Annotated in this window: 11 protein-coding genes; 7 read left to right on the forward strand and 4 right to left on the reverse strand. The window is 69.7% G+C overall.

The window, feature by feature from the left end:
- Nucleotides 1-88 precede the first annotated feature (88 nt).
- Together ACLQ3F_RS10065 and ACLQ3F_RS10070 are read left to right on the forward strand one after the other, a co-directional pair.
- Nucleotides 89-889 carry a helix-turn-helix domain-containing protein gene (locus ACLQ3F_RS10065; protein ID WP_425848137.1) on the forward strand — a complete coding sequence of 267 codons (801 nt, stop codon included), beginning with the start codon at nt 89-91 and terminating at the stop codon, nt 887-889.
- Nucleotides 880-1,071, forward strand: coding sequence for a DUF397 domain-containing protein (locus tag ACLQ3F_RS10070; protein WP_425848140.1), 192 nt, complete (start codon nt 880-882; stop codon nt 1,069-1,071). The genes ACLQ3F_RS10065 and ACLQ3F_RS10070 overlap by 10 nt, the downstream gene beginning before the upstream one ends.
- 69 nt (nt 1,072-1,140) lie before the next feature.
- On the opposite strand, the gene ACLQ3F_RS10075 is transcribed toward ACLQ3F_RS10070, so the two are convergent.
- Complete coding sequence (locus ACLQ3F_RS10075; RefSeq protein WP_425848143.1) at nt 1,141-3,945, reverse strand: M14 family zinc carboxypeptidase; 2,805 nt, start codon at nt 3,943-3,945, stop codon at nt 1,141-1,143.
- A gap of 168 nt (nt 3,946-4,113) precedes the next feature.
- On the opposite strand from ACLQ3F_RS10075, the gene ACLQ3F_RS10080 reads away from it, so the two are divergent.
- The 3 genes from ACLQ3F_RS10080 to ACLQ3F_RS10090 all read left to right on the forward strand — a co-directional run bounded on the left by ACLQ3F_RS10080 (nt 4,114) and on the right by ACLQ3F_RS10090 (nt 9,058).
- On the forward strand, nt 4,114-4,497 hold the full coding sequence (locus ACLQ3F_RS10080) for an effector-associated constant component EACC1 (RefSeq protein WP_425848146.1): 384 nt from the start codon (nt 4,114-4,116) through the stop codon (nt 4,495-4,497).
- A gap of 195 nt (nt 4,498-4,692) precedes the next feature.
- On the forward strand, nt 4,693-6,786 hold the full coding sequence (locus ACLQ3F_RS10085) for a hypothetical protein (RefSeq protein ID WP_425848147.1): 2,094 nt from the start codon (nt 4,693-4,695) through the stop codon (nt 6,784-6,786).
- 10 nt (nt 6,787-6,796) lie between these two features.
- Complete coding sequence (locus ACLQ3F_RS10090) at nt 6,797-9,058, forward strand: hypothetical protein (protein ID WP_425848148.1); 2,262 nt, start codon at nt 6,797-6,799, stop codon at nt 9,056-9,058.
- 75 nt (nt 9,059-9,133) lie between these two features.
- Here ACLQ3F_RS10090 and ACLQ3F_RS10095 read toward each other — a convergent pair whose 3' ends face one another.
- Nucleotides 9,134-10,459 carry a glycoside hydrolase family 18 protein gene (locus tag ACLQ3F_RS10095; protein WP_425848150.1) on the reverse strand — a complete coding sequence of 442 codons (1,326 nt, stop codon included), beginning with the start codon at nt 10,457-10,459 and terminating at the stop codon, nt 9,134-9,136.
- A 145-nt stretch (nt 10,460-10,604) separates the two neighbouring features.
- On the opposite strand from ACLQ3F_RS10095, the gene ACLQ3F_RS10100 reads away from it, so the two are divergent.
- On the forward strand, nt 10,605-11,489 hold the full coding sequence (locus ACLQ3F_RS10100; RefSeq protein ID WP_425848152.1) for a bile acid:sodium symporter family protein: 885 nt from the start codon (nt 10,605-10,607) through the stop codon (nt 11,487-11,489).
- 59 nt (nt 11,490-11,548) lie between these two features.
- Here ACLQ3F_RS10100 and ACLQ3F_RS10105 read toward each other — a convergent pair whose 3' ends face one another.
- Nucleotides 11,549-11,968 carry a PPOX class F420-dependent oxidoreductase gene (locus tag ACLQ3F_RS10105; protein ID WP_196926210.1) on the reverse strand — a complete coding sequence of 140 codons (420 nt, stop codon included), beginning with the start codon at nt 11,966-11,968 and terminating at the stop codon, nt 11,549-11,551.
- A 140-nt stretch (nt 11,969-12,108) separates the two neighbouring features.
- Between ACLQ3F_RS10105 and ACLQ3F_RS10110 the strand changes: the two genes are divergently transcribed.
- Complete coding sequence (locus tag ACLQ3F_RS10110) at nt 12,109-13,002, forward strand: NAD-dependent epimerase/dehydratase family protein (RefSeq protein WP_425848155.1); 894 nt, start codon at nt 12,109-12,111, stop codon at nt 13,000-13,002.
- A gap of 1 nt (nt 13,003) precedes the next feature.
- Here the strand turns inward: ACLQ3F_RS10110 and ACLQ3F_RS10115 are convergent, their stop codons facing one another.
- Nucleotides 13,004-14,107 carry a glycoside hydrolase family protein gene (locus ACLQ3F_RS10115; RefSeq protein WP_357201781.1) on the reverse strand — a complete coding sequence of 368 codons (1,104 nt, stop codon included), beginning with the start codon at nt 14,105-14,107 and terminating at the stop codon, nt 13,004-13,006.
- Nucleotides 14,108-14,192: the final 85 nt, after the last annotated feature.

The raw sequence follows: 14,192 nt of genomic DNA on the forward strand, positions 1-14,192 counted from the left end.
CGCTCAGACAGTGGCTCACGGAATCGGGTCGAGCTGACGAAGCGTTCCACGCCGGGTAGCGGTGTGAGTAGTTGTGGGGGAACACAAAATGGCCGACTTGCCACACCCGCTCGCCGCGTTCATCGTCGCCGAGATTCGCCGCGCCCGAGGAGCCTCCGGGATGACCCAGGATGCCTTCGGTCGGGGCGCGGGCTTCAGTGCCTCCCACGTCAGCGCCGTGGAGAGCGAGACGCGGGCCCTGACGTTGGACTTCATCAAGGGTGCCGACCGGGCGTTCAAGAACGGCGGCCTTTTCGAGCGGATGGTCGCGAAGCTGGGGGCACCATCCTGGTTCCTGCCGTGGCTGGACGCCGAACGTGTCGCGACTCAACTCCGGTCCTGGCAACCGTCCCTGATTCCCGGCCTGCTGCAGACCGAATACTACGCCCGAGCGGTCATTCGCTGCGACGACATGCTCAGCGATGAGGAAGTCGACAAGCTGCTCTCGGCTCGGCTCAACCGGCAGTCGATCCTCACTCAGCCGAAGGCACCGCAATTCGTTGCGGTTATCGGGGAAGAGGTGCTGCGGCGGGCGGGCGAGGACTTTCGGGCGGTCATGGTCGGACAGATCACGCACTTGTTGACCTTGGCCGAGCGCCCGAACATCAGTGTTCACATCGTGCCGTGTGACGTGAGCATGCACGCCGGGCTGACTGGCCCGTTCATCCTGGCCCGGGCCGCCGATGGCAAATGGGTCGGCCAGTTGGAGAACCAGCTTGGCGGGGCGGTCATCGACAACGACGATGACGTGGCTACGCTTCTGTCGAAGTGGGAAACCGTTCGGAACGAGGCCCTACCTCGGCGGCAGTCAACTGACCTGATGAAGGAAGTGGTGACGTCATGGACCTGATCGACGCTACGTGGCGCAAGTCCACTCGCAGCGGTTCCAGCGGTGGCGACTGTGTAGAGGTCGCGGACAATCTCCCCGGCATCGTCGGTGTGCGCGACTCGAAGGACCCCGAGGGGCCGGCGCTGGTCTTCGAGCCGATGGCCTGGCGGGCGTTCGTTACCGACGTCGTCCGGCGGTCGTAGCCCTCAGCACGCACGGAAGCGCCCGCCCCCAGACGCGAGGGGGCGGGCGCTTCGCCGTGCACGGGTTGGTCAGCCCACCACCGACCGCAGTGGCACCTTGGCGGCGTTCAGCGCGCGTACCAGATCCCTGGCGAACGGATGTTCGTCCACCTGGAGCCCCTGCGGGTTCGGGATCACGACGTACGCCGAACCGTTCTTCTCGGACGCCTGCGCGTCGGTGGTGAAGCGTTCGACGATCGCCCGGGTGCGGGGCAGGTCACCGGCCGCCACCTGGATGGTGATCGGCCGCCAGCCGCCGCCCAGGTCCGGCGTCACCGGCGCGGCGGCGGCGCTGGCGCGCGCCGCGTCGACAGCGGCCGGGCGTCGGGCGTCCGACGCGGCGGTCGCCGGGTAGAGCAGCGCGTTGGCGACCAGGTGCAGGCCATTTTCGTTGTACGCGCGGAAGAGCGGATTGAACGCGAACAGCACCGCCCGACCGGCGCCGGTCGGTTCGTCGACGACGGCGGCCGTGCCCTTGAGCGTCTCCGCCCCGACTGTGTAACCGTTGGCCCAGAAGGTGTCACCGGTCGGGTAGGTGAGCACGTTCGTCCCGGTGGTGCTCGGGGTGAGGATCGGGTCGCTGTTGTTGAACTCGAAGTCCTCCGCCGGGCGACCCAGCGCCACCGGGCTGTTCCGGTCGACGTCGACGCGCAGGTGCGAGCCGATCACCAGGTAGTCAGCGGGCTTCGTCTTCTCGGTGGTCGAGGTGAGCCCGGCGGCGCGGGCGACCCGGGTGCCCTCGTTGCGCAGGCCGAGGTAGGTGTGGCCCCGGCCGATCCAGTCGCGCAGGTTGGCCTGCCCGGCGGCGGTCAGACCGCCGGTGGCGCTGCTGCCGTCCGGCACCAGCAGCACGGTACGCCCGGTGAACGCCTCGGTGTTGTCGTTGATGTCAGCCGTGGTGACCGGTGTGAGGTCGAGCCCCCACCGCTTGCCGAGCACGTAGCGGGCCTCGCCGTGCGAGCCCGAGGTGGTGGAGATGCCGGTGCCCTGGAACAACCCCACGTCGGGCAGGTCGAGGCGGGTGCCGGCGGGCCGACCGCCCGGGGTCAGGGTGACGCCGAGCCCCTTGGCCAGTTCGTCCACGGTCCGGTTCACAGTGGCCGCCGGGATGGCGACCCTGCTGGTCGTGAGGTCACGGACCAGGGGTACGCCACGGCCGAGCAGACCGAAGGTGAACTCCGCGGCGGCGGCCGAGTCCAGCGGGTACGTGTACGAGCCCCAGGGCCACGCCGCGCCGGTGCGACCGCCGGAGACCGTGCGCACCAGTTCGGCCCTCGGCCGGACGGTGTCTCCGGTGTAGATGGTGTTGATGCCCATCAGCAGCGGGTTGCTCCAGGACGACACGTCGTAGAAGTACGGGAACGGGACGTACGGGTCCTCGCCCATGACGGCCTGGATCCAGTGCTTCTGCGGCTGGTCCATCGGAATCCAGTACGCGCCCTTGGGCACTGTCACGTTCGTGGCGCTGCGCCCGCCGAAGACCCGTGCGGTGGGCACCCGGGTCGCCTTCTGCACCTCGTACACCTCGACGTCCATCCGGCGTAGCCGCTCGACGAGTTGGCGGACGTCGGCGAGCTGCCGGTCGGGCAGCAGGAAGTACGAGCGGATGGTGAGGTCCGGCACCGGGAACTGCACCTCGTTGGTGGGCTGCACCACCTCGTTCGGCTCCAGGGTGCCCGCCCTGCCCTGGGCGAGCGCGTCGGTCCAGATGTCGAAGTAGCCGTCCAGCACCTCGCGCTTGTTGGCGGCGGCCCAGCCGAGCGTCGACCACTGGGTGTGGAACTGCTGCTGGACCCGGTCGGCCACCGCCGACGCGCTGCCCTTCTCGTACGTCATGCCGGCCGCGCCGAAGCCGGTGGTCGGCACGGTGTCGCCGTAGCCCATGAAGAACATGTCGTACGTGTCGTAGTTGAAGTAGCACTCGGTGGTGACGGTGTCGTCGCAGGCCCCGTTGAAGCCGAAGCCGGCCTTGTTGGCCTCGCCGATGCGGTTGATCCAGTCCACCGCCTCACCGGCGATCTCGTGGTGGATCGGATCGGCGTTGGGCGGGAAGAAGTACTGCCGGCCGCCCATCTCGTGTGCGTCGATGAACACCTGCGGCGGGTAGCGGCGCAGCAGTTCGAGCTTGCCGTCGGTCTCCTGTTGGGTGCGGGCGAACCAGTCCCGGTTCAGGTCGAAGCCGAACTCGTTCTGCCGGCGGGTCGCGTCACGGCCGTCCGGGTTCTGGGTGGGGACGATGATGGTGACCAGGTTGTCGTTGCGCTGGGCGACAGCGCAGGACAGACCCGCTGCCAACTCGTAGAGCGTCTTGAGCGCCGCGTCGGCGCCGCTCTTCTCTCCGCCGTGCACGTTCGCGGTGACCCAGACGATGGCCGGGCTGTCCTTCGCCGTCCGGGCGGCCGTTCGCGCGCTGGTCCGGCGCGGGTCGCGCAGGTCCCGGATGTCGTCGGCGATCTCGCGGAGCGCGGCGGGCCGCACGTGGCTTTCGTTGGACACCACCGCGTACGGCAAGGGCTGGCCGAGCACACTGGTGGTCATCACGCCGGTCACGACCCGGTTCGAGGCGCGATCGACCGCCCCGAGGTAGGTCCGGACCTCGTCGTTGGTGACGACCCGCTCCTGTCCCGCGCCGAGCGGGAAGCCGAGCACGGCGTCCGGGCTGGGCACTGTGGTCAGCCGGGCGGTCGGGTCGCTGCTGCAGGGGGTCGGCCGGGCGGCGCTCGCGGCTGCCGGGCCGCTGAGCAGGGGTGCCATACCGAGCAGGAGCGCGATCGTGGCGGCGTTGGCCAGCCGCTTCGCAGGGAGGGTCCAGAACGGACGCGACGATGGGGCCATGTCTCGGGTTCCCTTCTTGGGGGAAAGCCTCGCAGTGGCCGGAGCCTATGGACGGGCGGACGCGACGGTCAAGCTCTGATCGACTTCGGTGACTGCGAGGGCTGCCGAGGGCCACGCCGGCTGGCAGGATGACGGAGTGGGGTTGGCCGTCGCCGGAAGGAGAAGACGTTGCCCGCGTCTCAGGAGACGATCACGCTGTCGGTCTGTCCGGATCTTCCCTCTGCCGATGCTCGACGTTCTCTGGGGTCCTGGCTTCGCGCCGAGAACCGGCTCCGTGACAGTGTGACCACCGCGCCCGTCGCGGGTGCCACTGACGTGCTGCTGGTCGCCGTCGACGGTGGCGGCGCCGCCATGGTGCTGGTGCAGGCGATCGCCGGCTGGTTGACCCACCGCCGCGACGACGTGACGGTGCGGCTCACCGGTGCGGACGGCTGGTCGGCCGAGTTGGACGTCCGCGGTGCTCGTGACATGGATCAGGTGACAGCGCTCATCGAGGCTGCGGTGCGTGCTCTGGCCGATCACCGACCGACGGTCGAGACGAACGACCGCTGAGCCGCTTCGGCCCGAGCAGGTCGACCGGCCGCCCGCACCCGACGGCCGTCGAGGTGCCACCCGCCTCGACGATGACCGATATCGATCGCTGTGCGATCACCCGGTCACGCGCTCCGAAGTGGATCCATGTCGGGTTCTCGACCCAGCGCTACCGCCCGAATCCCCTTGCCCGGACAGTGCACTGCGCCGGAGGAGGTGGGGAAGTTGGGGCAACCGACGGGCGAGACCGTCATGATCCGGGACTGGTTCAGTGTGCCGCGGGTGTCCGCCGAGAACCGGGCGGCGGTCTACGGCGTACGGACCCAGGATCCGCGGGTGGAGTTCGTCGCGCTGACCGTACGGTACTGGGTGGACGCGCACGCCACCCGCTCGATGACCCGCGACCGGGTGTTGCAGGCGATGACCGGCCGGATCTCCGCCGACAACGTCTGGGACCTGGTCGCGATGCTGGCGAAGCTCGGGCTGGCCGAGGAGTTCTTCGACCTGGCGGCCTCCGACGTCGACGGGGACGGCGCGTTCCGACGGTTCCTGCTCGGCCTCGACCCCGCCCTGTTCGACGCGATGCGCCACTACGCGGCCTGGAACGGCATCAATCCGAAGCTGTTCATCGACGGCTTCCTGGTGGGCGTCGGGGAGTCGCTGGCGACTGTGGTGGTCGACCTCGGCAAACTGGTGCAACTGGTCGGTCGGCTCCAGCAGGAGCAGTTCACCACCCTGATCGTGCTCACCGTGGACCCCCGGGCCGGCCTGCGACGTCTTGCCGAGCAGGCCACCGTCGTCCGCGAGGCGCTGGCCGGCGTCGTGGCCGCGCTGGACCCGAGCACAGTGCCCGAGCGGCTGCTGACGCTCTGGCGCGGCTGGGCGACGGAATTCGGGCGGCACCTGGAGGATCTCGATCCGTTCGCCGCCGGCCGGCTGCTCGGCCGGATCGCCGGCGACCTGTTCCAGGTGCTGACCGGCATAGTCCACCTGGTCCGGCTACTCGGTGGCGTGGCGGTGCGCGCCGCGATCCGGTACGTGCCGCTGCTGATCGTGGGCGCCCGGGAGGCCGCCGCCGAGGTCCGTCTCCTGACCACCCAGATCGCCGCGCTGCTCGTCGCGATCGGCCGGGCGGCACTGCTCGCCACACCGCAGGTAGGCCTGGCGGTGCTGCGTACCCTGTTCCCCCCGAAGGTGCTCGACGCGTTGTTCCGGCACGGCCGGGCGCTGCTCGTCGATGCCGAGCTGACCCTGACGGTGTTCAACCAGGCCGCGCACGCCGAGGCGTTCGCCGGGGCGGGTGCGGGCGCCCGGCTCAGCGCGCTGATCAGCGCCGACGGCAAACCGGTCCTGATGGCGTGCATGTCGGAGACCGTGTCGTCGGCAGGTCGTTCGGCTAGCCGAGCGGAGCTGAACCAGGCGCTCGACGAGATCATCAAGCGGGTCGAGGACCTGCGCGAGCTCAAACCGCCCAAGACCCCCCGCGACATCCGGGCCGCCGCAGTGCGGGCCGCCATCGCCCGTCAGCTCGAGCAGCGCCTGACCACCGTGTTCAACAGGGCGTTGCAGACCGCCGCGTACGAGGAGTTCCGCGCGCTGCGGAAGGCCGGGCAGGCACAACCGTGGCGGCTCGGCCAACAGGTACACCGGCGGATGGCTGCCGAGACCGCCCAGTTGGTCGCTCGCTCGCCGGGGTTGCAGCCGTTCGCGGAGAAGTCGCTCGCCACTGTCGTCGAGGCGGTCCGCGCGGCCAACCCGGAGCTGGCTGCGGCCCTGCGTGGCTCCGACGCGGTGCTACGGCAGACGGTCGCTCAACTCCTGCTCAGCCACCCGGACCGGGACCTGCTGCTGCGTCTCGTCGGGTTCACCAGGAGCCCGGCCGCGGCCGGCGCGGAAAAGGCGTTGGCCACCCATCTCGCCGAGCGGTTCGGCTGGAAGGCGTCCACCACCGTCGGTGAGCTTCGCAGCGACCTGCTGTTGGTCGATTCGGAGGCGGCCCGGGTCACCAACGTGGACTGGACCGCGTCGACGAAGCTGGAGCGCTTCGAGAAGACGTGGGGCACGGTCGCCGACGACCTCGGCGAGGCGTTCGACGGTCGCTGGGAGGCGATCGCGGACGCCTACCAGCGGGCCAGCAAGGGCGGGGTGCCGGCTGAGGTCGTCGCCGGCCTGGAGGAGCTGACGGCGCACGCGGTGCGAGAGACCGTCGTCCGGCAGGCCGCCCTCAGCCAGTTGTTTCCCGGGTTCTTCGTCACCTCGCACGAAATGACCTACCAGGGTCTGCACGCCCTTTACAAACTGCCACTTTAGAGGAGCACCGATGGGTGAAGTCGTCGTCGCCGAGGCGGACCTGGCGACGCTGGGGTTCAGTAACGCGCACTCCGACCGCTACGTCTACTCCAACTACTTCGTGCCGGTCCAGCTCACCTTCGACGACGGGCAGACGCCGCTGTTGCCCTTCTACGTCAAGCAGGCGTTGATCGAGGCGATGCGGTACGGCGGGCTCTCCCAGGACCGGCTGCCGCACCTGCTCAAGGAACTCGGTCTGTCGGGGCTGTGGAAGGCCAACGACATGGACGCCGCCGATGCGGCGCTGCCGGGGCAGGACTCCGGCATGATCTACCGGGAGCCGCCGGCTCGGCGCCAGAGCATCCTCGGCGACCAGGAGGCGGAGTTCGTCGCCGGCCTGCTCCAGTCCGACGTGGGCATCGCGTTCCTCGACCGGACCCGGATCCGGCCGGTGGGCTTCGCGCTCGGCGAGCACGTCTACGCGTTGGCGCTCGCGCCCGGCGAAGAGGCGGTGCTGGAGCAGCGCACCTACACCAAGCGTGAGCTGACCCTGGAGGAGCAGGACGAGACCGAGAGGCAGACGGACGTCGAGCTGACCAGCGCGCTCACCACGGAACTACAGGAGGGCTTCGAGCGGCAGAAGTCGCTCACCGACACGTGGGGGCTCAACGCCAGCCACACCGGCCAGTACACCAGCCCGACCGGCGTCTGGGGCACCTTCAACGCCAGCCACACGATCGGCTACACGCGCAGCGTGACGGCGGCCAGCCAGGAGACCAGCCGCCGCGCGGTGAAGGACAGTCAGACCGCCACCTCCAAGGTCGCCGCCCGCTATCGCACCCAGCACAAGACCGACTTCAAGCTGGTGAGCGAGACCGGCATGGAGTCGACCTCGAAGCGGACCGTCCGCAATCCCAACCGGGCAACGCCGATCACGCTGCACTATTTCAAGGTGCTGCAACGCCTGGAGCTGGCCCACGAACGGTACGGCGCCCGGGTGTGCTGGGCGCCGACGGTGAGAGACCCGGCGCTGGCGTTCGCCAAGAAGATCACCGACGGGCGCCAGCGGATCAGAGACAACGCTCTCGCCGCGCTGCCCGCCATGCCGGTGAAGCCGGTGCGCCCCGCACCCGGTGTGCCGGCCGCCGTGGAGACCCGCACCATCCACTCCCCGGTGGTCACGCTCGACAAGTGGGGCTTCACCGGCGACATGAGCGCCGACTACGACATCGACGTCACCTTCGACAGCGGGTGGGAGTGGGACGGCGACATCGAGAGCATTCGGCAGAGCCTCAACCTGATCACCCGCCGGCCGCCGACGGGCATCGCGGCTCGGGTGGTCGGCGTTCCGGTGGTCACCGACGTCAACGGTCAGCCGGCACTGCGGGTACGCATCCACGTCGGCGCGGCCAGCTGGCTGGCCGGTCCCGGCGCCGACGTGCAGCTCGCCGCCACGTTCCGGCGTACCCCGACGCAGGTCGACCAGAATGCCGACGACGCCGCCTACAACGCGCTGGTGGCTGGCTATCTCACGGATCTGCAAGCCTGGCAGGACGCGCGCGTCGCGGCGCTGGCGGCGGCCGAGGAGGCCGGGGACGAGTTCGAGGCGCGGCTGCGCGGCGGCTACTCACCGGTCAACGAGATGGTCTCGCAGATCGTCGAGGCGCACTTCCCGGCCAGTGTGCGAGACGAGGCGTGGGAGATCGACTTCTGGCACCGCGTCTTCGACTGGGAGCGCGCCTCGTTCGTGTCGTACCCCGGCTGGTGGTCAGCCGGTGACGCCCGTGCCCCCGAGCGCGACCCTAGTGACTTCCTCAACGCCAGCTGGGCCAAGCTCTACCTCCCGGTGCGGGCCGGTATGGAGCTTGCCGCGCTGCGGTGGATCTTCGGCAAGGCGGTGGCGACCCGGCTCGCGCCGGCGGTGGAGGAGCAACTGGCCACGTTCGTCGACGAACTGGCCGCGTTCCGCACCAGTCACCTCGGCACCGGCGACGAGATGCCCGAACTGACCGGCGAGTGCCAGGAGGTGCCGGAGCGGGTCTACTGCCTTGCCAAGTGGGCCGAGCTGATGCCCACCGACGGCACTCACCTGGAGGTCGTGCAGGGTGCGACGACCGCGGCGGACGCGATCACCAGCAAGGAGATCACGGACGCGGAGGCTCTGCGGGCGGCACTGCTCGACGGCGAGCTTCAGACCAACCGGCTCAAGACCAGGGCGTACGACCAGATGACCGAGGCCGCTGACGTCGACATTCACCTCGGCACGTCGGGTAACAGCAGCCCGACGGCGTGACGCAGTGACGGTTCGCCGCCGGCCCGCCGCCAGCCGAGGAGTCGGCCGGCGGCGGGCCGGGTGGATCGGGTACGGCTACCAGGTCGTCAGACCGAGGCCGATCGTCTTGGTCAGCGTGGCATTGTCGTCGTCGCCGTCGAGCGACCAGATCATCGCGCCGGCCAGGCCGGCCCGTCGGATGTAGAGCGTCTTCTGCAACACGACCGCCGGATCGTCGTACGTCCACAACGTCGTACCGTCGAACAACCAGGCGTGTCCGGCGCGCAGGTCGCGATGCACGGTGTAGCCGTTACCGGCCAGGGTCTTGAGGTTCTTGTAGTCCTCGTACCCGGCCTCGAAGGTGGCCGGCGCGGGCCCGGTGGCCGGCTGGAACAGACCGTTGCCGCCTCCGGTGATGCCGGTCCAGCCGCGACCGTAGTAGGGGATGCCGAGCACGAGCTTGTCGCGCGGCGCTCCACGGGCGATCCACCCGTCGATGGCGACCTCGACGGAGAAGTCCGGGTTGTCCGGGGCACCCGCAGGGACGCGTAGCGCCGACTGCTGGTTGGCCCGTGCGTCCCAGCCGCCGTGGAAGTCGTACCCCTGCACGGTGGCGAAGTCCAGGTACTTGAAGATCTTGCGGCCCTCGTAGCCGGCGTCCATGGTGGCTGGGCTGGCCGGCAGGAACGCGGTCAACGGGTGGTGCGCGCGGGTCGTGCGCCCATACCCGTCGAGCTGCCGGCGGAACTCGGCGAGCAGCTTGGTGAAGTTTTCCCGGTCCTCCGGGCGGATGACGTTGCCGGGCTCACCGTCTGAGCCGGGCCACTCCCAGTCGAGGTCGATGCCGTCGAAGACGCCGGCCCCGGCACCGGCGGTGGTGCCCGGCAGGTTGCCCTTGAGGTAGAGGTCGATGCAGGACGTGACGAACGCCTTGCGGGACGCGTCGGTGCGGGCCGCGTTCGAGAAGTACGTCGACCAGCTCCAGCCGCCCAGCGAGATCAGCACCTTCAGCTTGGGGTGCTTGGCCTTGAGCTTGGCGAGCTGGCCGAAGTTGCCGTTGAGCGCCTGGCCCGGGGCGTCGGCGACACCGTCGACGCTCTCCTCGGCCGGGACGGGGCGCTGGTAGTCGGCCCAGGCGTCGCCCTCACCCGGCCCACCGTCGACGTAGCAGCGGCCGTCCTCGCTGACGTTGCCGAAGGCGTAGTTGAGGTGGGTGAGGCGGCTCGCCGCCCCGGAGGTTTCGAGCTTCTTGACCGGGAAGGCCCGGCCGTAGATGCCCCACTGGGTGAAGTAGCCGACCCGGTGGTAGCCGGCGCGTTCGGGCTTGGCGCCCGCGTTCGCGGCGGTCGGTGGGGCGGCGGTGACCAGAAGGGTCGTCAGAGCGACGACGGCGGTGAGACGGCGGTGACGGAATGGTCGCATCGGCACACTCCACGAGACATCAAGCAGAATTAGTTAAGACACTTATCTGATTGATGAAGTTAAGCCGGTCACCGTCTGCGGTCAAGAGGCGTCCGTCCGCACGGGGGATTGTGAACGCGTTACCCGGTGGTAACGATGTTGTGCCATGGACTCCGCCCTGACACTGATCGGACTACCCGTCGCCCTCGGCATCATCATGCTCGGTCTGGGTCTCGGACTGACCATGGCGGACTTCCGCCGGGTGGCTCAGCACCCGCGAGCCGCCGTCATCGCCCTGGTCTGCCAGGTGCTCGTGCTGCCGGCGCTCTGCTTCTGCCTCGTCCTCGCGTTCGACCTGGCACCCGAACTGGCCGTCGGCATGATGCTGCTCGCCGCGTCACCGGGCGGCACCACCGCCAACCTCTACAGCCACCTGTTCGGCGGGCACGTGGCCCTGAACATCACCCTGACCGCCATCAACTCGGTGCTCGCCGTGTTCACCCTGCCGATCCTGGTCAACCTGTCGGCGGCGTACTTCCTGCCCGACGGCAGGAGCATCGGCCTGCAGCTCGACAAGGTGCTCCAGGTCTTCGCCATCGTGCTCGTCCCGGTCGCGATCGGCATGCTCATCCGGGCGCGGATGCCCCACGTGGCCGAGCGGCTGAACCGTCCGGTCCGGATCCTCTCCGTCGTCGTACTCGTCGCGGTGATCGCCGGCGCGGTGCTCGGCGACCGGGAGAACATCGCCGACTACTTCGTCTCGGTCGGCCTGGCCGTGCTCGCCTTCAACCTGCTCAGCCTCGCCATCGGGTACGGGGTACCGCGCCTCGCCGGCGTCGACCGGAGCGCCGCGACGGCCGCCGGCTTCGAGATCGGCATCCACAACAGCACCCTGGCCATCACGATCGCTCTCAGCCCGGCGCTGCTCAACAGCACCCAGATGGCGATCCCGGGAGCCGTCTACGGCATCGTCATGTTCTTCACCGCGGCGGCCTTCGGCTACCTGGTGACCCGCGTCGGCGCCCGGTCCGCCCCCGCCCTGACGCCCTGACGGCCGGCGCCCTGTCGCCCCGACGGCAGCCGTCGAGGCGACAGGGCGGACGGCAACGGTCAGCCGACCTGGTTGTTGTCCTTCTGCGCACCCCAACCGTGCCAGCGGTCGATCTCGATCAGGGCGCTGACCCGGGCGCGTTCCCGCCGTGGGTACGCGTTGCCCGTGTAGTGCTTCGACAACCGGTCGATGTCCGCCAGGCCCTCGTCAGGGCGCAGTTCGGCGACGTGCCCGATGATGCTGACGTGGGTGTACCAACCAGCCTCGTCGAGCACGGTGAGGGACACCCGGGGGTCGTTGCGGACGTGCTCCAACCGGCGGCGGCTCTCGTCCATGTTCACCAGGATCCGGCCGTCCTCCCACAGGTACCAGGTGGCGGCGGACACCGGCTGACCACCGTTGCGAAGCGTGGTCATGACGGCCGGGTTCGGCTTCTGCAGCATGGCGACCGCGGCCTCGGGAAGCGGTGGCTTGGACATGAAGTCTCCTCTTCGCGACAACGTTTACCCCTGCACGTTACGCACCTGCCCACCCGATCGCGCTCGGATCGCGATCGCGGCGCGGCGGGCCGATCCCACCCCGCTGCCCGGCTGCCGCCGACGGCGGCGAAGATGTGGTCATGAGCATCTCCGCATTGCCCAGGCGTGTCGTCGTCACCGGCGCCTCCGGCAAGCTCGGCCGCGCCGTCGTCGCCCACCTACGGGCCGCGGGTGTCGACGTGCTGGCGGTGGACCGCGCCGGCGGCCGCGACCCCCGCGACGTGGACGGCGAGTTCCTCCTGGTCGACCTGACCGACTATGGGCAGGTGGTGGAGGCGTTCACCGGGGGCGCCGACGAGCACGCGGGCGGCGTCGACGCGGTCGTGCACCTGGCGGCGGTCCCGGCCCCCGGGCTGATGTCGAACGCGACCACGTTCGCGAACAACTCAGCCACCACGTACAACGTGTTCGCCGCCGCGCGGGCGGCCGGGATCAAGCGGGTCGTCTGGGCGTCCAGCGAGACGGTGCTCGGGTTGCCGTTCGACACGCCGCCGCCGTACGCGCCGGTCGACGAGGAGTACGCGCCCCGGCCCGAGTCGACGTACTCGTTGAACAAGGCACTTGAGGAGGAGATGGCCCGGCACTTCTGCCGGTGGGACCCGGAACTGGTAATGGTGGGTCTGCGCTTCTCCAACGTGATGGACGTCGAGGACTACGCGCCGTTCCCCTCGTTCGACGCCGACCCGCAGCTGCGCCGGTGGAACCTGTGGGGCTACATCGACGCGCGCGACGGGGCACAGGCGGTCGAGCGCGCGCTCGCGCACGACCAGCCCGGTGCCGACGTCTTCGTCATCGCCAACGCCGACACCGTCATGACCCGGTCCAGCGCCAGCCTGATGGCCGAGGTCTACCCAGGCGTCGAGATCCGCAAGGAACTCGGTGAGCACGAGACCCTGCTCAGCATCGAGAAGGCCCGCCGGGTGCTGGGTTACGATCCGCGGCACTCATGGCGAGACCACGTGGACGTGCTGTAGGTCAGCGTGCCGCCTGGTAGGCGCGACCGACGGCGGTGGCGGTGCTGCCGGTACGGAACAGGCCGGTCTGGTCCTTGTCGGTGGCGGGCAGGCCGAACCACGCGTACCGCTGTAGCCAGGACAGCCCACCCAGCATCTTCGTCGCCGCAGTGAGGAACGCGGCCTGCTGTGCCTGGGTGGGGAAACGGACGCCGTTGGAGAAGTCGATCAGGGCGAACTCGGTGAGCCAGACCGGCAGGTTGTACCTGTCGTGCACGGCCTGGAGGTACGACTTGAGCTGGTTGACCGCGTTGGCCGTGGTGAAGTCACCGCCGTACCAGTGCAGGGCGATGAAGTCGACCCGGTAGCCGCGCTGCTTGGCCCCGGCCATGAACCGGTCGAGCCACTCGCCCTGCCGGTCGCCGCCCCAGGCCACTGCCGGGCTGCCCAGCGGCAGGCCGGTGGCCTGCAACTGCGGCCACAGCTCAAGCGCCTGCTCGACGGTCATCTCGGCCTGGCCCTTCAGATCCGGCTCGTTGAAGCCGAGCAGGTAACGGCCGTTCTGCTTGGCCTGTTGCAGGTTGCTCGCGGTGACGCTCTTCGCCCCCCAGATCATCGGGACGAACTCGGTGCCCTGCGGGCTGGTGACGCCCTGGTGCTTCACGTCCCAGGTGTAGTACCAACTCGCCCCGGAGTTGGCCAACGCCTGGCTGACGCCGTCGAAGGTCCACACGCCGACGCCCTTGCGCTTGGAGGTCACCGCGGTGGCCGCCGGGGCGACCGGACGCCCGGATGTCGGCTTCGCCGCCGGCGTCGACGGGGGAGCCGTCCCCGTCGGGCTCGCCGTGGCGGCGGGCGTGGCCGCGGCGGGTGTGCCCGGCAGCGGGCTCGTGGACGGTGACGCGTCGAGCGCCTGCGTCGCCGCCGGGGCGGGCGTCGGCCCGGTCGGCTGCACCACGACGATCACACCCGTCACCAGTACGGCGACCGCGGCGGCCACGAGCAGCGGCCACAGCAGCCGCCTCACGTTGTTCGGGAGGCGGCCGAGCATCCCGCGTCGGGGTTCCGCGTGGACGCCCCGGTTCCCCCTCGCGGCGTCCGCCTCACCCTGGCCGGTTGCGCGCATCGTCTCGACTCCCTCGTTCGGTCGTACCGCTGACTGACGGAGACGATGACGGAAGATCCGTCACCTGCCTCCCCTCAGGAGACTG

The organism is Micromonospora sp. DT15 (assembly GCF_049841475.1).
Lineage (GTDB): Bacteria > Actinomycetota > Actinomycetes > Mycobacteriales > Micromonosporaceae > Micromonospora.